Source organism: Sphingobacterium multivorum, assembly GCF_039511225.1.
Classification (GTDB): domain Bacteria; phylum Bacteroidota; class Bacteroidia; order Sphingobacteriales; family Sphingobacteriaceae; genus Sphingobacterium.
This window is the reverse complement of the sequence record NZ_CP154261.1, coordinates 5,395,716-5,420,155: the sequence shown is the minus strand read 5'-3', so window position 1 is coordinate 5,420,155 and position 24,440 is coordinate 5,395,716. Positions and strand designations below refer to the sequence as shown.

The following is a 24,440-nucleotide window of genomic DNA, read 5'->3' as shown; positions in this document are numbered from 1 at the left end:
TTGTTTGTTATAAAATCGATATTTAGGAGTATACAAATGAAAAATCTGATCAAGTTTTATGGGGTGATCGCTTTACTTTCTCTGTGTTTGACAGTGAAATCTCAGGCCGATCAACCGCTAAAGATAATTTCTTACAATATCTGGAATGGGTTTGAGCGTACGAAAGCAAAAGCGGATAAATTTGTCCATTGGATGAATCAGCAGCAACCCGATATTGTTGCTTTAGAAGAACTGGTCGATTTCAAACAGGCCAATCTTCAACAGTTGGCCGAATCCTACGGACACCATTACAGCATCTTACTGAAGGAGAAGGGCTATCCCGTAGGGATCACGTCTCGCTATCCGATTACCCTGATCAAAGCCCAGGTAGATAGGTTTTGGCACGGCATGCTGCATGTTAAAATTAAAGATATTGACATTATAGTCACGCATCTCAGTCCTTTTTCCTGGAAGTATCGATTGAAGGAAGCGCAGCAGATTGTGGATTATATCAAAAGTAATTCCTTGAATAACTGTATGATCATGGGGGACCTCAATGCGTATTCTCCGTTGGATGCAATTTGGCTGGAACACAAAGAGTCCCTGAGAAAGAATTTATTGAATTGGGATCAAGCGCATCCCGAATATGGCAATATGCGTGGACAACGTTTTGATTATAGTGTACTGTCGGCTTTTATTGCTGCAGGTTTTGATGATTGTATCGGACGTATGGTATTTCCGGAAAATAAGCGGGTCAGTTTTCCGACAGCCACGCTTTATGGCTGGAATTGGGGCGACAGCCGGTTAGCTGAAGTGTCGGAAAGACTTGATTATATCTTATTGTCGGAGCGATTGTCGCCTTTCGTTCAGCAGGTCGAAGTGCACAATGGTCCTGATCTTGAAGGTATATCGGATCACTATCCCGTTTCGGTCGTGATCGGTCAATTGGAGAAGTAGAAATATAATTGTAGATTGCGGTTGACCACGAGAAGATTATTCATGGAACTTTCCGTAATAGATATATTTATCATTGTCTGTTATTTGCTGACGATGATTGTCATTGGCCTGATTCTTAAAAAGCGAGCTTCTAAGGACCTCGACTCTTATTTCTTAGGAGGGAAGTCCCTTCCTTACTATATGCTTGGTATTTCTGATGCATCGGGGATGTTCGATATTTCGGGCACAATGTGGATGGTTTATCTTGCCTTTGTCTATGGCCTTAAAAGTATGTGGATTCCTTGGTTATGGCCTGTCTTCAATCAGATTTTCCTGATGGTTTACCTTTCGGTATGGCTGCGGCGTTCAAATGTCTTGACGGGAGCTGAATGGATCCGAACCCGTTTTGGGCATGGTAAGGGTGCAGATGGAGCTTACACTATCGTCATTTTATACGCTATTGTAGCGGTATTGGGTTTTCTATGTTATGGATTTATTGGGATCGGTAAATTTATGGAAGTATTCTTCCCTTGGGAACAGCTGTCACGCTTTATTCCATTGACCATTGACCCGATGCATGTTCCACAGCTATATGGTATATTTTTCACAGCCATAACGACATTTTATGTCATGCTTGGCGGCATGCATAGTATTGTGTGGGCAGATATGGTGAAATTTGCAATCATGATTGTATCCGGCATTGCAATCGCGGTGATTGCCATGCAGCAGGTGAGCCCTGAATTGTTGGCCGCCAATACACCTGAGGGTTGGGACTCTCCCTTCTTTGGCTGGCACCTGGATATGGACTGGAGTAACTTACTTCCTTCTATTATGGATCGAATAGCCGACGATCAATACAACCTGTTTACCATATTTGTGATGATGATGCTTTTCAAAGGTATTTTCATGAGTATGGCTGGGCCCGCGGCCAACTATGATATGCAAAAGATTCTGGCTTGTAGGTCACCCAAAGAGGCTGCATTAATGAGCGGCTCGGTATCTGTTATATTGCTGATACCGCGTTATCTGATGATCATGGGTTTTACGGTATTGGCTCTTGTTTTCTTTCGGGATGAGTTTACAGCAATGGGAAGCCATATGGATTTCGAGATCATCTTACCCAAAGCAATTAGTCGTTTTGGAAAGGTTGGATTGACAGGTTTATTGTTGGCGGGACTTCTGGCTGCGTTTATGTCTTCTTTTGCTTCAACGATAAATGCGGCACAGGCATATTTGGTCAATGATGTCTTGCTGAAATTTTTTTATCGTTCGGCTTCGCCTAAAAAGCAGATTCGGTTGAGTTATATTGTTTCTGTTTCTGTGGTTGTTTGCAGCACGATCATCGGATTGTATGTCCAAAACATCAATTCGGTGCTGCAGTGGATCGTTTCAGCACTCTATGGCGGGTATATTGCCGCGAATGTGCTCAAGTGGCACTGGTGGCGATTTAATGGGACAGGTTTTTTCTGGGGAATGTTGACAGGTATATTCGGTGCGATTATTCTGCCACAGTTCTTTCCCCATACCTTGCCGCTTTATTATTTTCCGTTTTTGTTTGTCCTATCGCTGCTGGGCTGTCTGATGGGAACTTGGTTGTCCAGACCTACTGAAGACGACGTGCTTGTCGATTTTTATGTCCGTGTTCGTCCATGGGGCTTTTGGGGACCAATTCACCAGAAAGCGTTGCAGAAATACCCAGATCTTAAAAGGAACAATCACTTTAAGCGCGATTTATTTAATGTTGGGGTGGGGATAATATGGCAATGTTGTTTGACATTGATCCCGATGTATATTGTGATTCAACAGGGACAGGGCTTACTGACCAGCATACTGATATTGGGTATTACGACGTTGATCCTTAAAAAGAATTGGTATGACAAGATGTGTCGCGATGAGGCTGAATACGATGCTTTTATGACAAAATACGGAATGAATAAAGCAGATTGATAAGCAAATAAGTTTTTAAAATGGGGCTGAGCGAAGAGAAGAATCAGGTAATCGAACGGCCTGTTTGATTAAAAAACGATCGTACCGTACCGATTACCGTGATAATGTGTTTTGCGTTTAGTTGCTCGCTTTAACCGTAAATGGAACGACATACTGTCCCCACTCCAAAGAAACGGTTCCTTGCGGCGTTGCATTGATCTTAAACTGTTCCTGCGAATTGCTTGCTGTAGCATTGCTGACTGAAACACGTAAAGCATCTTCGTTGGCATCATATTTTGTTCCCCACTGATTCCACACTTTATTGAACATAATTGTTGTTTCGTGTTCTCCAGGGATACTGTAAAGGCCATATTTACCAGCAGCTAATTTCTTGCCTTCAACCAATACATCTTTATTAAATTCGATGGTGGTCGCTTCATTTGCTCCAGTACGCCATACAATGCCGATAGGAGCGATATCAACACCAAGCTGACGGCCTTTCAATGAAGGGCGGCTATAATGAATGTCAATCGTGACACCATCGGTGGTGGTCACCTTAGTGTTGTCTGGAGGACTTGGGCGTTTACTTTTGTCGGTCTGAGCAAAAGTAAGTTGACCTATTAAGGTCAGAATCGTTAAAATTAGTACTCTCATTTTTCGTATAGTATTGATTAAACAATTAAACTTAGATAAATTACTTTTTATATGCAATATGCCTTTGGTCAAATAAAAATAATTTATCGCTCTCTCCTAAGCTATTGGATATCTTTTAATAACGGAAATATACGATTTTTTAAGTTATGGAATTGTTCATTTTTTTTGAAGACTTTGGGTGGAATAGTTTGGTTATATAAAACGAGAAAAGCCAGTGATTCATATCCTGGCTTTTCTCATTTATACCTATTATCTATACAAGATATTCAAATAGTGTCTGGTCTTTATTGATTTCAATGACATCAAACTTATATTCTTTCATGCGTTCAATCAATGTTTCGTAATCCTCAGGTTTGTTGAGCTCAATGCCCACTAGCGCTGGACCTCTTTCGCGTTCTGTTTTTTTGATAAACTCAAAACGGGTAATATCGTCCTTAGGTCCCAATACTTCAGAAACGAAGAGTTTTAATGCACCAGGGCGTTGTGGGAAACGAACGATAAAATAATGCTTGTACCCTTCGTAAAGTAGAGACAATTCTTTGATTTCACTCATACGGTCGATATCGTTGTTTCCGCCGGAAATGATGCAGACAACTTTCTTGCCTTTTATTTCATCTTTGTGAAATTCAAGAGCGGCCACGGATAGAGCGCCTGCAGGCTCAACGACAATTGCATCCTTATTGTACAGTTCTAGGATACAGGTACAGATTTTTCCTTCCGGAATGGAGCGTGTATCATCCAGCAATTGTTTGGCGATTTCAAACGTCGTTGCACCGATTTTTTTAACGGCGGCGCCATCAACAAATTTATTGATATGCTCGAGCTCGATCGGTGCGCCGTGTGTCAAGGCCGCTTGCATGGAGGGGGCTCCTTCGGGTTCAACGCCATAGCATTTGATTGCGTTGTTTTTACTTTTTAGGTAATAGCTCGCTCCCGCGGCAAGTCCACCGCCGCCAATTGGGATAAATATGGCGTCCATATCGGGAAGATCTTGTAAAGCTTCCACGGCTACAGTACCCTGTCCTTCCACAACTTTGAGATCATCAAATGGCGGAATGAACGTCATGCCATGCTCTGCTGTATAAGCCAGCGCTGCTTTTTGACAGTCATCAAAAGTGTCGCCGGTCAAGATGATTTCTACATTACCGTTACCCCACATTTCCGTTTGTGAAATCTTTTGGCGTGGTGTCGGACCCGGCATAAATATCACGCCTTTGATGTCGAGTTTATTGCAGGAGAAAGCAACGCCCTGAGCGTGGTTGCCTGCGCTCGCACACACAACGCCCCGTTGTCGCTCTTCCGCTGTTAAGGAAATAATTTTATTGTAGGCACCGCGTAATTTATAGGAACGTACGACTTGTAAATCTTCCCGTTTGAGATAGACTTCAGCGCCATATTTTTCGGATAGATGCCGATTATATTGAAGTGGTGTTCTGTTGACCACAGACTTGATGCGGTCAAGCGTAGCTTCTGAATTGATGTTTAAGGTTGATAGATTCATTGTTAGATGATTGCCTAGTTAAGGTAGCAAATAAAACGCAGATATTCGCTGTTATATGAGAGATTCTACCTATATAGTATTTAAATTTTGTTGATTTTAAATGGAAGATCGTTTGTACGTATGATAAAATAATAATTAGCAACGTATCATTTTTTGGATCCTTTTTAAAAAAATGTATTTATGATAAAAAAAGGCTGCATCTGCAGCCTTCCTTTTTTTTATATTTTTTCTTGGATGAGGCTTTTTAGGTCATCATCACAAATATTTTTCTTTTCGTCGGCCAAAACCAAGAAACGTTGATAGCAATCAGCTAAATCATCTTTTTCAAGATGAAAGCCTAAACGCTCCAAATGGTGCTTAAGAGCATGTCTTCCTGAACGTGCAGTTAAGATAATATCAGCTTCAACCAAACCAACATCTTCTGGTCTGATGATCTCATAGTTCTCACGGTGTTTTAGGAAACCATCTTGGTGAATCCCCGAGCTGTGTGCGAAGGCGTTGCGACCAACAATCGCCTTATTCGGTTGCACGGGCATGTTCATCATTTCACTTACCTTGCGCGATAAGTACGTAAACATGCGGCTATCGATATTTGATGTTAAGCTTCCAAACGACTGGTTGTGCACTTTAAGGATCATGGCTACTTCTTCAAGTGACGTGTTTCCTGCACGTTCACCGATACCGTTGATCGTACATTCCACCTGACGGGCACCATTTTGTATTGCAGCGATAGAATTTGCTGTTGCAAGTCCCAAGTCATTGTGACAATGTGCCGAAATAATGGCCTGATCGATATTGCGTACATTTTCCTTGAGGTAGTTGATTTTTGAGCCATATTGGTCTGGTAGACAATAACCGTTTGTATCCGGGATGTTGACTACCGTAGCACCGGCAGCAATAACCGATTCAACCATTTTAGCTAGAAATGCCAAGTCTGCGCGACCGGCATCTTCTGCATAAAACTCGACATCTTCCACGTAGGATTTGGCATGTTTTACGGCCGCAACAGCACGTTCTAAAATTTCTTCTCTGGTGCTGTTGAATTTATATTTGATATGCATGTCCGAAGAACCAATACCGGTATGGATACGAGGGCGCTTGGCATACTTTAATGCCTCGGCAGCCACGTCAATATCGTTTTGATTGGCACGGGTCAATGCACATATAATGACATCGTTTACCGCTTTAGATAATTCGACGACCGATTGAAAATCACCAGGGCTAGACACTGGGAAACCGGCTTCGATAATATCCACCCCTAGTTTTTCCAGGTCTTTAGCAATCTCAATTTTCTCTGAAGTAGTTAATTGGCAGCCTGGTACCTGTTCGCCATCACGTAAAGTGGTGTCGAAAATGTAAAGATGATTAGGATCGTGTAACATAATTTCTTAATTCAAAAGATTTACAAATTAAAAAGGGTATACTATTTAATAAACTCCAATACTTTTTCACCCATTTCCTGAGTACCTAAGATTTTTGAAGCTTCTGTGCTGCTGTTGGCAATATCACCGGTTCTCCAACCAGCTTTTAATGTTTCAGCAACAGCATTGGTAACCGCTTTAGCTTCCTCCTGTAGACCAAAGCTAATATCAAGCATCAAGGCTGCAGATAAAATTGAAGCCAATGGATTTGCTTTATTTTGACCAGCGATATCGTGTGCAGAGCCGTGGATAGGTTCGAAGAAGCCTGTGCCATCACCTACGGAAGCAGAAGCCAACATGCCCATCGAGCCTGCGATCTGTGACGCTTCGTCTGTCAGGATATCACCAAAAAGATTGGCTGTCAATACAACATCGAATTTCTTTGGATTTTTCACCAATTGCATGGCCGCATTATCGATAAACATGTGCTCGGTTTCAACATCCGGATATTCTTTTGCGATTTCCTGGACAACTTCTCTCCAGAGGCGGGATGTTTCCAATACATTGGCTTTATCAACAGAGCATAGTCTTTTGTTACGCGTGCGTGCTGCATCATAAGCTTTACGTGCGATACGCTCAACCTCGTAACGGTGATAATTCATCAAGTCTGAAGCAAAGGTATTATCCTCATTGCGATTTTTCTCACCAAAATAGACATCACCTGTCAGTTCACGGAAGAAAAGAATATCTGTACCTTGAAGAATTTCGGGCTTTAAGCTTGAAGCATCCAATAACTCATCGAATAAAAGGATTGGACGAAGATTTGCGTAAAGACCTAGTTCTTTACGGATTTTCAACAAGCCTTGTTCAGGCCTTACTTTAGCAGAAGGATCATTATCATACTTGATATGGCCAATGGCACCGAAAAGGATCGCATCTGAAGCCTTTGCTTTCGCTAATGTTTCATCAGGCAGCGGGTTGCCTGTAGCCTCAATTGCAGTATGGCCCATGATAGCTTCATCAAAGCTGAACTCATGACCATAATTTTCACCGATTTTTTCTAAAACTTTTTTACCCCAAGTCGTTACTTCTTGGCCAATGCCATCTCCAGGTATGATTAAAATATTTTTCTTCATTGTATTTTTAGTATTGAGCTATCAGAGATAGGGATATTGAAATTTTGGATTCTAGGTCTAAGACTTACTTACTTACTTACTTACTTACTTACTTACTTACTTACTTACTTACTTACTTGTCTCTTTCTGACTTTTGATTTCCAGCTTTTCTGCCGACATCTTGATATGATCTTTCTTTTTTAGTTCTTATTTTCGAATTTATTCATGTTTTCCACATTTTTTATGTTGATAAAGCTTCTTTTTTGTGGATAACTTCGGATATAGCCTTTACTTCTCCTTTTTCCAACACGATTTTATTGTCAATGCAGGTTGGGAGTTGTGTCTGGAAGTGCCCTAAATAAATGAGGGTTTGGCCACTTTTACTGAGGTCATCGATGACATCGTTGAAATACTGGGTCTGCTCTTGGTCTAAACCCTGACAAGGTTCGTCCAAAATTAGCAATTCTGGATGCTTCACGATCGTGCGAGCCAATAGGACCAAGCGTTGTTGACCTAAGGGCAATGATCCCAAGGTTTTGTGCTTAACCTCTTTGAGGTCAAAAAAATAGAGAATTTGCTCGAGCTTTTGCTGTTGTTCAAATCCTAAGCGTTGGTATAGGCTCATGGAGTCAAAAAATCCAGAAGCAATAGTCTGTCCAACGTTGGCATTCATATCATAGTACCAATGCAATTCTGGCGATATAATACCCAAATGTTCTTTGATATCCCAAATACTTTCTCCAGATCCTCTTTTTTTGCCAAAAAGATGGATGTCGTTGGCGTAGGCCTGTGGATGATCTCCGTTGATTAAACTGAGCAAGGTGGATTTTCCTGACCCATTATGCCCTTGCAGCAACCATTTTTCACCGGCTTTTACTTCCCAGTCAATATTCTTTAAGACTTGTTTTTCGCCATATGAAATATTGATTTTGTTCATTTTTACCATGACCTGGGCGGATACCTGAGGGGCCTGTTGCAGAAAATAAGGCAGCGCCTTTCTTGTTCGGGGCAAGCCTTTGGATAGCTCTTCACTCCGTTGGCGAATCCTGATTTTACCTTCCTGAATCTCCGCAAAACGATTGATACAGTCCGGCTGTTCGTCATCATTACTGATCAACAGCAAGGTGACGCCTTTATCCGCAAGCTGATCGAAAATCTGGTTGAGATCTTTTCTGGACTGTGCATCCAGTCCTGTATAAGGCTGGTCGATCATGAGCACCTGAGGTTGAAGCCACAAGGCCTTGATCAATTGCAGTCTTTTGTGTTCGCCACTCGAAAGTTCAATCAACTGCTGATCTTTGAAATTCTCGAAGCCAAAAATGTTCAGGTAAGAACGTACGTTTTCAAAAGAAAGCTGTTCTTCTTTTGCAAAATGTTTCAGTTCAGCAAAAACCGTTAGTGTATCGTTTTTTGCAAATTTGTTGTAGCGCTGTTGATAATAGAAATTGCGATCGCCCTCAAGATTAGTAAACTGAAACCAATTGGAAACGTAGTGGATTTTTGCCGGCAGTGGGCTCGTTGGATCAACGTGGAATGTGATCTTACCTTCATACTTCAATTGCCCGGCAATTGCTTTCGCAAGTGTGGTTTTTCCTGTGCCGCTCGGACCGCCCAAGATCCATTGCTCGCCAGGAAAAATTTGCCAATTTAAGTCTTGCAGTACGGTATCTTTACCGTACTGAAGAGTTAAATTGGCAATATGGACGACAGGATCTACCATTGTCTGTTTGCTTCAAATGCTTCAATTGAATCTTTTTGGTTAAGGATAAAATCAATGTCATCATAACCATTGATCAAACATGATTTTTTGTATGGATTGATTTCAAACTCAAATTGATCGCCCGTCTCTGTCAACATGACTGTTTGTTTTTCAAGATCAACGATAATCGTCGTTGTCGGATTTTGGTGCACCAATTCGAAAATTTTTGCCAAAAACTCTTCGGGTACCTGAATCGGTAATACACCATTGTTGAGAGCATTTCCTTTGAATATATCGGCAAAGAATGAGCTGATGACCACATCAAAGCCATAGTCTTGAATAGCCCATGCGGCATGCTCGCGGCTTGAGCCACAGCCAAAGTTTTTACCGGCAACCAATATTTTCCCTGTATAGGTCGGGTTGTTCAATACAAAGTCAGTTTTGGGCTGATTGTTTGTGTCAAAACGCCAGTCGCGGAATAGATTATCACCAAAACCTTCACGCGTGGTCGCTTTTAGAAAGCGTGCGGGAATAATTTGATCGGTATCAATATTTTCGATAGGTAGCGGGACTACCTGGGACGTTAAAGTTTCAAATTTTTTCATTTTTTTCTGCTTAGATCAACTCTCTTACATCTGTTACTTTACCTGTTACTGCCGCAGCTGCTGCTGTCAAAGGTGATACCAGCATGGTGCGGGCATTCGGTCCCTGACGTCCTTCGAAATTTCTATTTGAAGTCGATACACAATATTTACCAGCAGGGATTTTATCTTCGTTCATACCTAAACATGCCGAACATCCTGGTTCACGCAGCTGGAATCCTGCTGCTTCAAATATTTTATCCAAGCCTTCTTCTTTAGCCTGTTTTTCTACTTGTTTTGAGCCCGGTACAATCCATACTTCAACGTCTTGTGCTTTTTGCTTGCCTTTAACAAATGAAGCTACTTCACGTAAATCTTCAATACGGGAATTGGTACAACTTCCGATGAACACATAATCAACACGATTGCCTAGTACTGTTGAGTCATCTTTAAAGCCCATGTAATCCAATGCTTTTTGGTATGATGGTCTTTCTGATTCCGGTTGTGCACTAGTGGCTGGAATATGTTCCGCGATACCCATACCCATACCCGGATTAGTACCGTAGGTAATCATTGGTGCAATATCTGCGGCATCGAAAGTCAACACTTTATCAAAGATGGCATCTTCGTCAGAATACAATGTTTTCCAGTATGCTAAGGCTTGATCCCATTCCTCACCTTTCGGTGCGAATTCACGGCCTTCTACATAGTCGAAAGTGATCTGATCCGGAGCGATTAAGCCTCCACGTGCACCCATTTCGATACTCATGTTACAAATGGTCATACGTGCTTCCATGCTTAATGAACGGATTGCTGAACCAGCATATTCAATAAAGTAACCTGTACCGCCCGCAGCAGAGATTTTAGAGATGATATATAGGATGATATCTTTTGCTCCAACACCTTTTTGAAGGGTACCGTTGACTTCAATTTTCATTGTTTTTGGCTTCGACTGCAACAAACATTGTGTTGCGAAGACCTGTTCAACCTGAGAGGTTCCAATACCAAAAGCAATAGCTCCAAAAGCACCATGTGTTGAGGTATGACTATCGCCGCAGACCATCGTTTTACCTGGTAGGGTGATACCCAGCTCCGGACCAATAACGTGTACAATCCCTTGGTATGGATGCCCCAAACCATATAATTCAATGCCAAATTCAGCGCAATTTTTGGTGAGCATATCAACTTGATAACGGGATAGCTCTTCTTTGATCGGTAAATGTTGATTGAGTGTCGGTACGTTGTGGTCGGCAGTAGCTACCGTTTGCTTTGGACGAAAAACTGGGATTCCTCTTTTACGCAAGCCATCGAAAGCTTGAGGTGAAGTAACTTCATGAATCAAGTGGGTGTCGATATATATAATATCAGGAAACCCTTCTTCACGCTTGACGACGTGCGCATCCCAAATCTTTTCTACTAATGTTTTTGACATTTTTTAATCTCTCTTATGTTATTTTTATATGAACCAAGGTGATATTGCAAATGTCTCAATATCACCTTGATTTCGATATACTAAATTACGAAATATTCATGATTTTTGGAGCATGTATAATTTCGTATGGACTTCTAAACAGTTTTGATTGCTTTCATTGCAGTCATCGCCTTACGCAATTTGCGACCAACGATTTCTACAGGGTGATCGCGCAGAATTTCATTGATGGCAACCAATTGTGCGTTATCAACTGCAGCGTCTCTACCCTCGTTGAAGTTTTTACCGACGAGGTCAGTATCGACAGTTTTCATGAAGTCGGCCAACAAAGGTTTGCAAGCTTGGTCGAATAGGTAACAACCATATTCTGCTGTATCAGAGATAACACGGTTCATTTCGAACAATTTCTTGCGAGCGATTGTGTTAGCGATCAACGGTGTTTCGTGCAATGATTCATAATATGCTGATTCTGGCTTGATACCTGCTTCAACCATTGTTTCGAATGCCAATTCAACACCTGCACGGATGAAAGCAACCATCAGTGTATAGTTGTCGAAGTATTCTTGTTCGTTGATTTTAACATCCCCAGCCGGTGTTTTCTCAAATGCAGTTTCACCAGTTTCAGCTCTCCATTTCAACAGATTCGCATCACCATTTGCCCAATCTTCCATCATGGTTTTGCTAAAGTGACCTGACATGATATCATCTTGATGTTTTTGGAATAATGGACGCATAATATCCTTCAATTCTTCAGAGATCTCAAACGCTTTTACTTTTGCTGGATTGCTCAAACGGTCCATCATTCCGCTCACACCACCGTGTTTCAAGGCTTCTGTAATTACTTCCACGCCATATTGTACCAATTTGGACGCATAACCAGCTTCGATGCCTTTCTCGATCATTTTGTCGAAGGATAATATTGAACCTGTTTGCAACAATCCACAAAGAATCGTTTGCTCACCCATCAAATCTGATTTTACCTCGGCTACAAATGAAGATTTCAATACACCGGCTTTGTGTCCACCTGTTCCTACACAGTATGCTTTTGCTTCAGCCCAGCCTTTTCCTTGTGGATCATTTTCCGGGTGTACAGCGATCAAGGTAGGAACACCAAAACCACGTAGGTATTCTGCACGAACCTCAGAACCCGGACATTTTGGAGCAACCATGATGACAGTAATATCTTTACGGATCTGCATTCCTTCTTCAACGATATTAAAACCGTGTGAATACGACAATGTAGCGCCTTCTTTCATCAACGGCATGACAGCGTTGATTACTGACGTATGTTGTTTATCTGGCGTCAAGTTGATAACTAAATCCGCAGATGGGATCAATTCTTCATAAGTGCCTACGTTAAAGTTGTTGTCCGTAGCATTTTTCCAAGAATCTCTTTTTTGTTCAATAGCTTCTTTACGCAAAGCATAAGAAACGTCCAGTCCGCTATCTCTTAGGTTTAAACCTTGGTTCAAGCCTTGTGCACCACATCCTACGATTACGATTTTTTTACCTTTTAAAGCGTTTACACCGTCCGTGAATTCAGTGTTATCCATGAATTCAGCGTGACTCAATTGTTCTAACTGCTCTCTAAGCGGTAAGGTGTTGAAATAATTTGCCATTGTTTTACTTTCTTTCTGTTATGGTTGTTGATTATTTATTTTAATTATTGTACTAATCTGCGTTGCGCCATGGCGTAACCGAAATGAACGTTATCGTGACCTGATGTCAGGGCAATAACTTCTTCAATGGTATCCATTGGATAGCCATAGGTTGCTGTTGAGAAGGAGGTGATTTCTCCGAAAACACCGTTTTCATAGTCTGCAGCAATTTGCTCAATACTGTGGATTGCGATTTCTTTCAATTCGTCAACCTCGGCTTGTTCGACAAAGCGGGTTGGCTTAGTGTCTTTTTTATAATCTTCGTTATATTTTACCCAAGTCGTATCGGTTTTAATACCTGTACGGACATAGACTAAGGTCTGTGTACTGACGACAATGTGGGCAAAATTCCAGATGATATTGTTGTTAAATCCCGAGGGAATTTTGTTAAGCTGTTCAAGCGAAAGACCGTCAAGTAATTCAATGAATTTTTGACGTGACTTTAAGATAAATTTAAATGTCTCTTGCATAATACCATTAAAGATTACATCGTAAATACATCATCTCTTTTATCGAGATATTCGTTCTCCACAATTTCCATCGATGGTTCCTTGGCTTCAAACTGAACCAACTTAGAGTGGAAACCCGCACTGTCTTTAATGATAGCGATACGTGCGCCACGGACGAATTCGATCAAACCATATTTGGTCAATTCTTCTGTCAATTTATCGATCTCCTCACGGTGACCGGCGGTTTCAAAGACGATGTAGTCGTTGCGGATCACAACCACATTGGCACCGTATTGACGCAACAAACGTTCTACATATACTTTTTCATTGACAACATCCGCCGGTACTTTATACAGCGCCTGTTCTTGCCAGATCACTTCATCATTGGTGTTATAATAGGCCTTGAGGATATCAATCTGTTTTTCCAGTTGACGACAAAGTTTACGCAGAACATCTTCAGCCTCCGTGATTACGATGGTAAAACGATGTATTCCTTCTACTTCAGAAGGGGAAGTATTCAAGCTTTCAATATTGATTTTTCTTCTTGAAAAGATTGTTGAGATCCGACCGATAAGACCGATTGAATTCTCTGTATATAGGGTGATGGTATATTCTTGTTTTTCCATGTCAAATTCTACTTTAAACGTATCTCAGATACCGATGTTCCTTGTGCAACCATTGGAAATACATTGTTTTCCTTACCTACCATCACTTCCAATAGATATGCTCCGTCGTGATCAATCATGGTTTTCAGTGCATTACGTAAGTCTTTACGTTCCGAAATCTTTTGTCCATCGATGTAATAGCCTTTCGCAACAGCAACGAAGTCAGGACTCGTGATATTCACGAATGAATAACGTTTGTCATGAAATAATTGCTGCCACTGGCGTACCATGCCCAAAAACTCATTGTTGAGGATCATGATTTTGACTTTTGCACCAAATTGCATAATTGTTCCCAGCTCCTGGATCGTCATTTGTATACCACCATCACCGATGATTGCTACGACAGTTTTCTCTGGCGCGCCATACCAGGCACCGATTGCTGCCGGAAGACCAAAGCCCATCGTTCCTAACCCCCCGGAGGTTACATTCGATTTGCTGTTGTTGAATTTAGCATAGCGACAAGTCACCATTTGGTGTTGGCCTACGTCCGTTGTAATGATCGCATCACCACCTGTCAATTCATTCAACACATGGATGACCTCACCCATGGTCATAATATCGGTTTGTGGGTGAAGTTCGTTTTGGATGACTTCCTTGATTTCTTCTTTTTCAAGTTCACGGAATTGTTCCAACCAAGCGGAGTGATCTGCGGCGTTTACCAATTCCGTTAGCATAGGAAGTGATTCCTTACAGTCGCCCCATACCGGTACGGTTGTCTGTACGTTTTTGTCAATCTCTGCCGGGTCGATGTCCAAATGGATTACTTTTGCCTGTTTGGCATATTTATCCAAACGACCTGTTACACGGTCATCGAAACGCATACCGATGGCAATTAGGACGTCACATTCATTGGTCATGACATTTGGCGCATAGTTACCGTGCATACCTAACATCCCGACGTGAAGTTTATGATCCGTTGGAAGTGCACTTAATCCCATTACGGTTGCTGCTGAAGGAATCCCAGTTTTTTCGATAAAAGCTTTGAATTCTTCCTCTGCTTTTCCCAGAATGATGCCCTGCCCAAAAAGAACAAACGGTTTTTTTGCGCTGTTGATTAAGGCTGCTGCTTGTTCAACATATTCCTTGCGAACTTGTGGTGCAGGTCTGTAACTGCGTACATGATTGCATTTTTCATAACCGAAGTAATCGAACAATTGTAGCTGTGCATTTTTGGTGATATCGATCAATACTGGTCCTGGACGACCTGTGCTGGCAATATAAAATGCTTTCGCGAGTGCAGCTGGAATTTCAGTTGCGTCAGTGACTTGGTAGTTCCATTTGGTGACCGGAGCAGTGATATTGATGACATCTGTTTCTTGAAATGCATCTGTCCCCAATAGTGAAGCAAATACCTGGCCTGTGACACAGACAATAGGATTGCTGTCAATCATGGCATCAGCCAGTCCAGTAACCAGATTTGTTGCTCCAGGGCCACTTGTCGCAAAGACGACACCAGTACGACCTGAAGTTCTTGCATAACCTTGCGCCGCGTGGATTCCACCTTGTTCATGGCGCACTAAAATATGCTTCAGACGATCCGTATAATCATAAAGGGCATCATAGATTGGCATAATTGCCCCTCCAGGATAACCAAATACGGTATCAACTCCTTCGCTCAATAAGGCCTCCAATACAGCTTTCGATCCCGAAATTTGTGTCGGAGTGTGCTGCGTTGTAGCGGCCTTATTTTCTGTTATTTCCAGTGTACTCATTACGTTGATTTTTTTTGTTGTTGATTATTCAGTCTTTTTCGTATTTCACTATTCGATTTGGAGACATTTGCGATGAGATTTCGTTTGTTGAGATCTTTACAGGCAAAATGTCTCCATTTTTAGGTTTTCTATAAGTCTGTTACACAGCCTTCTGAGGCATCGGCAACAGTTTTAGCGTATTTGTATAAAACTCCTTTGTTAACTTTTAACGCTGGTTGCACCCAAGCTGCACGACGTTGCGCAATCTCTTCATCCGAAAGAAGTACGTTGATGCTGTTGTTGACGGCATCGATCTCGATGATATCATCGTCATTTACCAGGCCGATCAATCCGCCTTTGTAAGATTCTGGTGTGATATGTCCAACGACAAAACCATGTGTACCTCCTGAGAAACGGCCATCGGTGATTAATGCAACAGATTTACCCAAGCCGGCACCAATAATCAAGGAGGTTGGTTTAAGCATTTCAGGCATACCTGGAGCGCCAACAGGACCTTCATTTTTGATCACGACCACATCGCCTGGTTTGATTCGCCCAGAAGCAATACCAGCTACCAAATCATGTTCACCATCAAATACCCGTGCAGGACCAGTGAATTTTTCACCTTCTTTACCGGAGATCTTGGCAACAGAACCTTTCTCTGCTAAGTTCCCGTAAAGAATCTGTAAGTGTCCTGTCGCTTTGATTGGATCGCTCAAGGGTTTGATAATCGGTTGATCATATTCCATGATTGATTTCACATCAGCCAAGTTCTCAGCAACGGTCTTTCCAGTTACTGTAATACAGTCACCATGAAGTAATCCTTCATTTAAAAGATATTTCATGACAGCCGGAGTTCCGCCGTATTGCTGAAGATCCTGCATTAAGTATTTTCCAGACGGTTTAAAGTCAGCTAATACAGGAGTTTCATCGCTCATGCGTTGGAAGTCGTCTTGCGTGATGTCGACACCTACGGCTTTACCTATTGCAATAAAGTGAAGTACCGCATTGGTACTACCGCCCAAGATAACAATGGTACGTAGCGCGTTTTCAAATGCTTTCCGCGTCATGATATCAGAGGGTTTGATATCTTTCTCAAGCAGCGTGCGGATGTGTTTTCCTGCTTCTAAACATTCATTTTTCTTTTCTTCCGAGATCGCTGGGTTGGAAGAAGAGTAGGGTAAGCTCATGCCCAAAGCTTCAATGGCAGAAGCCATGGTATTTGCCGTATACATACCGCCACAAGCACCAGCACCAGGGCAGGTATGTTTGATAATGCCTTCATAGTCTTCATCGGAAAGATTGCCACAGATGCGTTGTCCCAATGCTTCAAATGCAGACACAATGTTTAATTCTTCCCCTTTATAGTGGCCTGGAGCGATGGTGCCGCCATATACCATTAGAGAGGGGCGGTCCAAACGTGCCATTGCCATAATCGCACCAGGCATGTTTTTATCACAGCCGGGAATAGAGATCAAGCCATCATAATATTGTCCGCCACAGATCGTTTCGATACTATCAGCGATCACATCACGGCTTACCAACGAATAACGCATTCCATCGGTACCATTGCTCATACCGTCACTGACGCCAATGGTTCCAAAGGTCAACCCCACTAAATCATTGTTCCAAACGCCCTTCTTGACGATTTGTGCCAAATCATTTAAGTGCATATTACACGTATTACCATCATATCCCATGCTGGCAATACCGACCTGTGCTTTGTCCATGTCGGCATCCGTAAGACCGATGCCATAAAGCATTGCTTTTGCAGCAGGTTGTGTTTCGTCTTGTGTAAATGTACGGCTGTATTTGTTCATTGCGTTTTCGCCGTTAGATGATGACTTCATAGTTTTCGTTCTCTAATACTAAATTTTTATATCTTCTTTGAATCGATGCACCTATGCTGTGTTCCCAGCCTTCTTTGTAGATGACATCATCGACCTGTTTGATGCCGATAATTTCTGCCGCAGTCCCACATAAGAAAGCGCTGTCAGCGGTGTAAATATCTTCTACCGTCAATTGCTTTTCAATGACTTCGAAGTTCAATTTTTTACAAATGTTTTTTACCGTCTGGCGTGTAATACCCGGAAAGATATTCTTCGCTGGCGGCGTATAGATTTTGAAATCCTTTTCGATGAAAATATTTTCACTGGATGCTTGGGCAACGTAGCCTTCGTGGTCGAGCATTAAAGCTTCGTCGTAACCCTTTCTGATTGCTTCTGTTGTCGCAAGGATGGAGTTTACATATTGCCCAGAGATCTTCGAGTCAATTTTAAACGACTTTGGATTAGGTCTTTTGATATCAGAGATACATACCTTTAATAGGTTCTGACCAAGATATGGCCCCCATTCCCAAGCTGCCATCATGAGGGTCGCTTCGGTGGATGAGGTTAAGTGCATATTTGAACCGGTCAATACCAATGGACGGATATAGGCTTCTCGAAGGTTGTTGTTAGCCAAGAGCTCATAACAGATGTCGATCAGTTCTCTATTGCTCCAACGATAAGGAATATTAACCGCTTCACATGATTTCTTTAAACGGTCGAAATGCTTGTCAGCCTTAAAGATACGTGGTCCATTGTGGGTGTTATACGCACGTAAACCATCGAATACCGCATATCCATAATGTAGCGATTGAGCAAAGGGATCCAATGCCGCTTCCGAAGCTTTTACGAAAGCTCCGTCCAAATAAATCAATGTGTTTTTGTCGTAATATTTCATAACCCAAAATTTACCTTAGTATAATCGTTCCCTTTGTTGTGGTTTGGTGGTAAATCATGCTATCTCAAGCTTCTATAAAAACTTTCGATTTTCATTTCCTCAAGGTAGCAGGAATTACAATAATTGGCAATAGGTAAAGTGCTAATTTTGCATTTAGAATAAAATTTTATTAAACATGTTATTATAAAATTTTATTTTATAGCTATCGGTGTTTTTCGATTTTATATTTTGTTAGTCGTATACCGTATTTAAAATTGGTCTACAGGTTCAAAAAATTATTTTTTGTTACAATGGTCAATTTTCTTCCTAAAATGATGAAAATGCCAAAAAAACTTTAAAAAAAAAGCTTCCGATAGAAATATCGGAAGCTTTTAAAATTTTATAAAATCGATTTGATTTAATCTCCGATAATTCCTTCAGCAAGTACGGTAATGACATTGTCTTTTGCTTCCACAACACCACCTTTAATGAACACTTCTTGTTCACCTTTACCTTGTTGAATAATTACTTTTCCATCTTCCAAAGTAGACACGATGGCAGCGTGGTCTTTCAAAATTTGAAAAGAACCCGCAGTGCCCGGTACAGTAACCGAAGTTACTTCGCCTTCGAATGCTAATTTGTCTGGAGTGATAATTGTTAATTTCATTATTCTTAGATATAATCTAGATTAAACTGCTTCTGCTAATAATTTCTTACCTTTTTCAATAGCATCATCAATGTTACCTACTAAGTTGAAGGCAGCTTCAGGGTACTCATCTACTTCACCGTCAATGATCATATTGAAACCTTTGATGGTATCTTTGATGTCTACTAATACACCTTTTAAACCTGTAAATTGCTCTGCAACGTGGAAAGGTTGAGATAAGAAACGTTGTACACGACGTGCGCGGTGAACCGTTAATTTATCTTCTTCCGATAACTCGTCCATACCTAAGATAGCAATGATATCTTGCAATTCTTTGTAACGTTGAAGAATTTCTTTTACACGTTGTGCAGTGTTATAGTGTTCGTTACCTAAAACAGCAGGAGAAAGGATACGCGATGTAGAATCCAAAGGATCCACAGCAGGGTAGATACCTAACTCAGCAATTTTACGAGATAATACTGTCGTTGCATCCAAGTGAGCGAAAGTTGTCGCTGGAGCAGGGTCAGTTAAGTCATCGGCAGGTACATACACGGCTTGTACCGAAGTAATTGATCCGTTTTTAGTTGAAGTGATCCGCTCTTGCATTAAACCCATCTCAGTTGCCAATGTTGGTTGGTAACCTACTGCTGAAGGCATACGACCCAATAGGGCAGATACTTCAGAACCTGCTTGTGTAAAACGGAAGATATTATCGATGAAGAATAATACGTCGCGGCCCTGACCTTCGCCATCACCGTCACGGAAGTATTCCGCTACTGTTAAACCTGATAAAGCAACACGCGCACGTGCACCTGGAGGCTCGTTCATTTGACCGAATACGAATGTACATTTTGAATCTTTCATCAATTCGTGGTCAACAGTGTCCAAAGGCCATTCGCCTTTTTCCATGCCTTCCATAAAGTGCTCACCATATTTGATGATACCTGACTCCAACATCTCGCGCAATAAGTCATTCCCTTCACGTGTACGTTCACCTACACCGGCAAATACAGAAAGGCCACCGTGACCTTTTGCGATATTGTTGATTAATTCTTGGATTAATACAGTTTTACCTACACCGGCACCACCGAATAAACCAATTTTACCACCTTTAGCATATGGCTCTAAAAGGTCAATAACTTTGATACCAGTAAAAAGTACTTCGGACTCAGTTGACAAATCTTCGAATTTAGGAGGTACGTTGTGGATAGGACGACCATTCTCTTTATTCAAATTTTGGATCCCGTCTATGGCATCACCAACTACATTGAATACACGACCTTTGATTTCTTCACCAACAGGCATTTTGATAGGAGCACCAGTATCGACAACTTCCATTCCGCGAACTAAACCTTCAGTTGCGTCCATGGCAATTGTACGTACACGATCCTGACCTAAGTGTTGTTGAACTTCTAATACAACACGTTGTCCATTTTCTTTTTGAATGTACAATGCATCGTAAATTTTAGGTAGATTTTCACTGTCGGCGAAGTTGACGTCAACAACTGGGCCGATAATCTGCGCTATTTTACCAATCTTGGGCATATTATAGGGACTAAATATTTATTAATCAATTTTATATAAGAGACATAAAAGGCCTCTTTTTTGGTCAGCAAAAATAAGGTTATTCGTTTTTAAAAACAAATAGAATTTGCAATTAAATTACAATTTTATTAATGTAGGTCAAAATGTTATCTATTGTAATTCTGAATGTTTCGATTTCTATCCCTGCAAATATAGTTTTTCTCTTTTATCCTGCTATGTATTTTTGAAATTTACCACTGTTCTTCGATGAATCTTTTGTTCGTTTCTAGGAACTGAACCGGATTAAAAAAATCGACCTGTAACAGAATGCTTCATGGATTCGTTACAGGTCGATTTTTTTAATCTGCTGTTTTATGAAAAACAGGGCTAGATTTTTTTGTTCAGTTCATCTTGCAGCTGTCGCTTGAGCAGTTGTTCTTTTTCCATTGCCTTTTTGCGGAAAGTGGCGAACTCTTCTTGTGATTGCTCCGCCGTCTTTTGAAATTCCACCGTGTCCACTTTCGCTTTCCGATAAGAAAATAAAAAGATAAATGCTGCTGCTGCCAATACCGCAATGATCGTCCAAACAACAGTGCTATAAAAAGTTTTTGATGTATTGATTCCCAAGAAAGAAAAGCTTTCTGTTTTTTCTTTCTCCTGCGCCAATTGATCCTTTAAAACTTGAATAGAATCTTGCAACGTTTTGGTATTCGAGGTATAGTTGCTTGAAGATGATTTCAACGAGCTGATTTCTTTTTGAAGCTTTGCTACAGTATCAATTACATTTCGTTTCACAATATCGAGATTGGTTTTTCGCACCATCTTAAAATCATAGTTATTTTTCGAAATATAATTCAGGTGGTCAAATTGATTTGCCAAGCTTCCCTTTCTTAATCCATCCGGACTATATTTAAAGGCATTAGCCTGTTGCGCTGCTGCGGTAGCCGGCGCAGCAACAGGGGTTTGTGCCTGTAATCCTGTATATGATGAAATAAATAAAATCGTAAAGAATATAAATGCTAATCTCAATTTGCTCATGTTGTTTATTTTATAAAATGCGTTTATTCAACATATCCTAATTGCAAAAAGGATATGCTCGTGATAAATATAAGGAATTATTGAAAAAACGAAAATTGAAAGTGAAATATATTCCTATTCCTATGCCTGATTTGCATGCTATTTAATTATGATTCTATTGACCAGCTGGGTAAATAACGTAAGAAGGACATGATTTTTTCCTTATAGATAGCGGTATTTAGTTTGAAATAGTAAGCTCCTTTTTTTGAATTTTCCTTATCTTTTTCTTCCAGTTTGATGATGAGATCTGAGGAAAGCAGTTTTCGGCTGAAATTTCGCTTGTCCAACTCAATATTGTAAACACCCTCATAAAGTGCTGCAATTTGGGGAATCGTGAATTTCTCGGGAAGCAGTTCAAATAATATTGGATATAAGGCTGCCTTCATGCGTAGGCGATGCTGCGCCGAAGCGATCATTTGGTCATGGTCGAAGATCAATTTGGGATGTTCCCGCAATGGGAACCATTGCGCTTCGTAATCGTCACTTAGGATATGTCTGTATTGCTGCGTATCAATCAGCGCAAAATAACAGATACTGACAACGCGATCGCTAGGCTCGCGCTTCGGTTCTCCGAATACACTACATTGCTCCATATATACATTTTCAAGTCCGGTTAACTGTTTAAGCACCCTGCTCGCGGCCTCTTCGGGACTTTCGTCGGATTGAACGAATCCACCCATTAGACTCCATTTATTTCTTTCTGGTTCGAAATCGCGTTTAATTAAAAGTACTTCCAGGGATTCTCCGTTAAATCCAAATATGATACAGTCTACTGCCAAAAGGATCCCTGAATCTTTTTTATAATATTCCATCGTCTATCGTTTTATCTTTTTATCTGACTTCATCCCATTTATTTCATGAGCAAAACTATGTAAAAAAGTAAATAGCTAAAAATAAGTATAATAATTGTCTGACACATCCCTTTAAAGGCTTTTGTAAGCCAATATTGCGGGCTCGGGTTAATCATAATTTGCCGCCATGAAGTTAGCTCAATTTTTTAAATATGAAAATTTTCTTTCATATTTAAAAAAATAAATGTTTATTTGACACTAATTATTTTTTCAAGGCGTACTTCGGAAAGGGGAGGATTGGAAAGTAAGGCGTTAGAGACAATTATAAGTTATAAACCAAATTCAGCAAAAATGAATAAATCGTATGTCATTGGGGTGGACTATGGAAGTGATTCAGTCCGGTCGGTGTTGGTTGACGCTAGCAATGGCGAGGAAATAGCTGCTTCCGTATTTTACTACCCGCGTTGGAAAAGAGGGGTGTATTGTGATGCTGCTTTAAGTCAATTTAGACAACACCCTTTGGATTATATCGAAGGCCTGGAAGCGACAATAAAAGACTGCTTGCTCAAATCGGGGCTCGGCAATATCGGCTCGGCTGTAAAGGCTATTTCCGTAGATACAACAGGATCTACCCCTGTTGCCGTTAACGCAGCGGGGGTTCCATTGGCGTTGTTGGACGAGTTTAAAGACAACCCCAATGCCATGTTTGTTTTATGGAAAGATCATACAGCCGTTAGAGAGGCTAAAGAAATCAACCTGCACAATCAAAATAGTTCGGTGGATTATCTGAAGTATGTAGGCGGAATATACTCCTCGGAATGGTTCTGGGCCAAATTACTTCATGTTTTTAGGACTGATGAAAAGGTGCGTGCCGCCACCTATAGCTGGGTGGAGCATTGTGATTATATTCCTTTTCTATTGACTGGCGGAACACAGGTGTCCGCTATGAAACGAGGGGTTTGCTCAGCGGGGCATAAGTCGCTTTGGGCTGAAGAATTTGGTGGATTACCTCCAAATTCCTTTTTTTCATCACTAGATCCGTTGTTGGACGGTTTGGTCGATCGTTTATTTTCTGAAACCTATACAGCTGACAAACCTGTTGGCCAACTTTCCGAAGAATGGGCGCAACGACTAGGTCTCACAACAGCAGTTGTTGTTGGTGTAGGTGCATTTGACTGCCACATGGGGGCAGTTGGAGGACAAATTGAGCCCTATTATCTGAGTAAGGTGATGGGGACATCAACCTGTGATATGTTAGTTGCTCCAAGAGAAGAGGTTCAGGATACCCTGGTGAAAGGGATCTGTGGTCAGGTAGACGGTTCCATTATACCGGGAATGATTGGTATGGAAGCTGGACAGTCGGCATTTGGTGATGCTTACGCCTGGCTGAAACAGGTGTTGCTATGGCCAACGAAAAATTTGATACAAGATGTTGAAGAGATCGATGAACGAACGCGGGAACAGTTGATCGCAACGTTGGAAGAGAAACTATTGGTCAGTCTAAGTGAGCAGGCTGCGTTACTTCCCGTAACAGAAACATCAGAATTAGCTTTAGATTGGCTCAATGGCCGCCGAACTCCGGATGCGGATCAATCCTTGAAAGGGGCGATCACAGGCTTACACCTCGGAACAGATGCGCCGCGGATCTTCAGAGCGATTGTCGAAGCGACTTGTTTTGGCGCAAAGGCTATTGTTGACCGTTTCGTGGAGCAGGGTATTCCTGTGAAAGGCTTGATCGGTTTAGGCGGAGTTGCCAAAAAATCACCTTTTATTATGCAAATGATGGCCAATGTGATGAATATGCCTATCCGTATTCATAAAAGTGAACAGACTTGTGCCATTGGCGCAGCCATGTTTGCCGCAACAGCTGCTGGTTTATATAACCGGGTCGAGGACGCCATGAAGGCAATGGGACAAGGTTTTGAACGGACTTATATCCCTGAGGAAAAATGGGTGTCCATTTATGCCGAGCGCTATGCACATTACCGGGCGCTGGGAGCTTTTGTCGAAGGAAAGGAATCGCTCGCCATTACTGTTTAACCATTCAAATTTTAA

The 24,440-nt window shown here is 41.4% G+C and carries 20 protein-coding genes; 3 read left to right on the top strand and 17 right to left on the bottom strand.

Going from position 1 to position 24,440, the window contains the following annotated elements; all coding sequences use genetic code 11:
• Positions 1 to 36: 36 nt before the first annotated feature.
• Together AAH582_RS22690 and AAH582_RS22685 are read left to right on the top strand one after the other, a co-directional pair.
• Complete coding sequence (locus tag AAH582_RS22690; protein ID WP_343320695.1) at positions 37 to 936, top strand: endonuclease/exonuclease/phosphatase family protein; 900 nt, start codon at positions 37 to 39, stop codon at positions 934 to 936.
• A gap of 42 nt (positions 937 to 978) precedes the next feature.
• On the top strand, positions 979 to 2,862 hold the full coding sequence (locus AAH582_RS22685) for a sodium:solute symporter family protein (protein ID WP_343320694.1): 1,884 nt from the start codon (positions 979 to 981) through the stop codon (positions 2,860 to 2,862).
• A gap of 117 nt (positions 2,863 to 2,979) precedes the next feature.
• Here the strand turns inward: AAH582_RS22685 and AAH582_RS22680 are convergent, their stop codons facing one another.
• The 17 genes from AAH582_RS22680 to AAH582_RS22600 form a co-directional block, all read right to left on the bottom strand.
• Entirely contained in the window at positions 2,980 to 3,495 is a 516-nt protein-coding gene (locus tag AAH582_RS22680) for a DUF2911 domain-containing protein (RefSeq protein WP_343320693.1), read from the bottom strand.
• Between the two features lie 253 nt (positions 3,496 to 3,748).
• Positions 3,749 to 4,996 (bottom strand): threonine ammonia-lyase IlvA, encoded by a 1,248-nt coding sequence (gene ilvA, locus AAH582_RS22675; RefSeq protein ID WP_070570170.1) that lies wholly within the window; start codon positions 4,994 to 4,996, stop codon positions 3,749 to 3,751.
• 218 nt (positions 4,997 to 5,214) lie between these two features.
• Positions 5,215 to 6,378 (bottom strand): 2-isopropylmalate synthase, encoded by a 1,164-nt coding sequence (locus tag AAH582_RS22670; RefSeq protein WP_343320692.1) that lies wholly within the window; start codon positions 6,376 to 6,378, stop codon positions 5,215 to 5,217.
• A 41-nt stretch (positions 6,379 to 6,419) separates the two neighbouring features.
• Positions 6,420 to 7,493 carry a 3-isopropylmalate dehydrogenase gene (gene leuB / locus AAH582_RS22665; protein ID WP_088163110.1) on the bottom strand — a complete coding sequence of 358 codons (1,074 nt, stop codon included), beginning with the start codon at positions 7,491 to 7,493 and terminating at the stop codon, positions 6,420 to 6,422.
• 220 nt (positions 7,494 to 7,713) lie between these two features.
• Entirely contained in the window at positions 7,714 to 9,192 is a 1,479-nt protein-coding gene (locus tag AAH582_RS22660) for an ATP-binding cassette domain-containing protein (RefSeq protein WP_343320691.1), read from the bottom strand.
• Positions 9,186 to 9,776: a 3-isopropylmalate dehydratase small subunit gene (gene leuD, locus AAH582_RS22655; RefSeq protein ID WP_046673729.1), complete on the bottom strand. Its 591-nt coding sequence runs from the start codon at positions 9,774 to 9,776 to the stop codon at positions 9,186 to 9,188. The genes AAH582_RS22660 and leuD overlap by 7 nt, the downstream gene beginning before the upstream one ends.
• Before the next feature lie 10 nt (positions 9,777 to 9,786).
• Entirely contained in the window at positions 9,787 to 11,184 is a 1,398-nt protein-coding gene (gene leuC, locus AAH582_RS22650; RefSeq protein ID WP_046673730.1) for a 3-isopropylmalate dehydratase large subunit, read from the bottom strand.
• A 134-nt stretch (positions 11,185 to 11,318) separates the two neighbouring features.
• Positions 11,319 to 12,800, bottom strand: coding sequence for a ketol-acid reductoisomerase (gene ilvC, locus AAH582_RS22645; RefSeq protein ID WP_046673731.1), 1,482 nt, complete (start codon positions 12,798 to 12,800; stop codon positions 11,319 to 11,321).
• A 44-nt stretch (positions 12,801 to 12,844) separates the two neighbouring features.
• Positions 12,845 to 13,309 (bottom strand): DinB family protein, encoded by a 465-nt coding sequence (locus tag AAH582_RS22640; RefSeq protein WP_343320690.1) that lies wholly within the window; start codon positions 13,307 to 13,309, stop codon positions 12,845 to 12,847.
• A 14-nt stretch (positions 13,310 to 13,323) separates the two neighbouring features.
• On the bottom strand, positions 13,324 to 13,914 hold the full coding sequence (ilvN, locus tag AAH582_RS22635; RefSeq protein ID WP_046673733.1) for an acetolactate synthase small subunit: 591 nt from the start codon (positions 13,912 to 13,914) through the stop codon (positions 13,324 to 13,326).
• Between the two features lie 8 nt (positions 13,915 to 13,922).
• On the bottom strand, positions 13,923 to 15,665 hold the full coding sequence (gene ilvB, locus AAH582_RS22630; protein WP_343320689.1) for a biosynthetic-type acetolactate synthase large subunit: 1,743 nt from the start codon (positions 15,663 to 15,665) through the stop codon (positions 13,923 to 13,925).
• Between the two features lie 128 nt (positions 15,666 to 15,793).
• Positions 15,794 to 17,494, bottom strand: coding sequence for a dihydroxy-acid dehydratase (gene ilvD, locus AAH582_RS22625; protein WP_046673735.1), 1,701 nt, complete (start codon positions 17,492 to 17,494; stop codon positions 15,794 to 15,796).
• Entirely contained in the window at positions 17,478 to 18,368 is an 891-nt protein-coding gene (locus tag AAH582_RS22620; protein ID WP_046673736.1) for a branched-chain amino acid transaminase, read from the bottom strand. Before AAH582_RS22620 ends, ilvD begins: the two co-directional genes overlap by 17 nt.
• Before the next feature lie 397 nt (positions 18,369 to 18,765).
• Positions 18,766 to 19,014: an ATP synthase F1 subunit epsilon gene (atpC, locus tag AAH582_RS22615; RefSeq protein WP_046673737.1), complete on the bottom strand. Its 249-nt coding sequence runs from the start codon at positions 19,012 to 19,014 to the stop codon at positions 18,766 to 18,768.
• A gap of 21 nt (positions 19,015 to 19,035) precedes the next feature.
• Positions 19,036 to 20,538, bottom strand: coding sequence for a F0F1 ATP synthase subunit beta (gene atpD, locus AAH582_RS22610; protein ID WP_046673738.1), 1,503 nt, complete (start codon positions 20,536 to 20,538; stop codon positions 19,036 to 19,038).
• Between the two features lie 366 nt (positions 20,539 to 20,904).
• Positions 20,905 to 21,555, bottom strand: coding sequence for a hypothetical protein (locus AAH582_RS22605; protein ID WP_046672048.1), 651 nt, complete (start codon positions 21,553 to 21,555; stop codon positions 20,905 to 20,907).
• Between the two features lie 146 nt (positions 21,556 to 21,701).
• The gene (locus AAH582_RS22600) at positions 21,702 to 22,406 is read right to left on the bottom strand and encodes an NUDIX hydrolase (protein ID WP_046672047.1); all 705 of its coding nucleotides are present in this window, start codon (positions 22,404 to 22,406) and stop codon (positions 21,702 to 21,704) included.
• A gap of 330 nt (positions 22,407 to 22,736) precedes the next feature.
• Between AAH582_RS22600 and AAH582_RS22595 the strand changes: the two genes are divergently transcribed.
• Positions 22,737 to 24,425, top strand: coding sequence for a ribulokinase (locus AAH582_RS22595; protein ID WP_343320688.1), 1,689 nt, complete (start codon positions 22,737 to 22,739; stop codon positions 24,423 to 24,425).
• Positions 24,426 to 24,440: the final 15 nt, after the last annotated feature.

Bases quoted from the DNA above. Each gene is read 5' to 3' on its own strand.
- AAH582_RS22690 (WP_343320695.1), top strand. From the start codon at position 37: ATGAAAAATCTGATCAAGTTTTATGGGGTGATCGCTTTACTTTCTCTG.
- AAH582_RS22685 (WP_343320694.1), top strand. From the start codon at position 979: ATGGAACTTTCCGTAATAGATATATTTATCATTGTCTGTTATTTGCTG.
- AAH582_RS22680 (WP_343320693.1), bottom strand. From the start codon at position 3,495: ATGAGAGTACTAATTTTAACGATTCTGACCTTAATAGGTCAACTTACT.
- ilvA (WP_070570170.1), bottom strand. From the start codon at position 4,996: ATGAATCTATCAACCTTAAACATCAATTCAGAAGCTACGCTTGACCGC.
- AAH582_RS22670 (WP_343320692.1), bottom strand. From the start codon at position 6,378: ATGTTACACGATCCTAATCATCTTTACATTTTCGACACCACTTTACGT.
- leuB (WP_088163110.1), bottom strand. From the start codon at position 7,493: ATGAAGAAAAATATTTTAATCATACCTGGAGATGGCATTGGCCAAGAA.
- AAH582_RS22660 (WP_343320691.1), bottom strand. From the start codon at position 9,192: ATGGTAGATCCTGTCGTCCATATTGCCAATTTAACTCTTCAGTACGGT.
- leuD (WP_046673729.1), bottom strand. From the start codon at position 9,776: ATGAAAAAATTTGAAACTTTAACGTCCCAGGTAGTCCCGCTACCTATC.
- leuC (WP_046673730.1), bottom strand. From the start codon at position 11,184: ATGTCAAAAACATTAGTAGAAAAGATTTGGGATGCGCACGTCGTCAAG.
- ilvC (WP_046673731.1), bottom strand. From the start codon at position 12,800: ATGGCAAATTATTTCAACACCTTACCGCTTAGAGAGCAGTTAGAACAA.
- AAH582_RS22640 (WP_343320690.1), bottom strand. From the start codon at position 13,309: ATGCAAGAGACATTTAAATTTATCTTAAAGTCACGTCAAAAATTCATT.
- ilvN (WP_046673733.1), bottom strand. From the start codon at position 13,914: ATGGAAAAACAAGAATATACCATCACCCTATATACAGAGAATTCAATC.
- ilvB (WP_343320689.1), bottom strand. From the start codon at position 15,665: ATGAGTACACTGGAAATAACAGAAAATAAGGCCGCTACAACGCAGCAC.
- ilvD (WP_046673735.1), bottom strand. From the start codon at position 17,494: ATGAAGTCATCATCTAACGGCGAAAACGCAATGAACAAATACAGCCGT.
- AAH582_RS22620 (WP_046673736.1), bottom strand. From the start codon at position 18,368: ATGAAATATTACGACAAAAACACATTGATTTATTTGGACGGAGCTTTC.
- atpC (WP_046673737.1), bottom strand. From the start codon at position 19,014: ATGAAATTAACAATTATCACTCCAGACAAATTAGCATTCGAAGGCGAA.
- atpD (WP_046673738.1), bottom strand. From the start codon at position 20,538: ATGCCCAAGATTGGTAAAATAGCGCAGATTATCGGCCCAGTTGTTGAC.
- AAH582_RS22605 (WP_046672048.1), bottom strand. From the start codon at position 21,555: ATGAGCAAATTGAGATTAGCATTTATATTCTTTACGATTTTATTTATT.
- AAH582_RS22600 (WP_046672047.1), bottom strand. From the start codon at position 22,406: ATGGAATATTATAAAAAAGATTCAGGGATCCTTTTGGCAGTAGACTGT.
- AAH582_RS22595 (WP_343320688.1), top strand. From the start codon at position 22,737: ATGAATAAATCGTATGTCATTGGGGTGGACTATGGAAGTGATTCAGTC.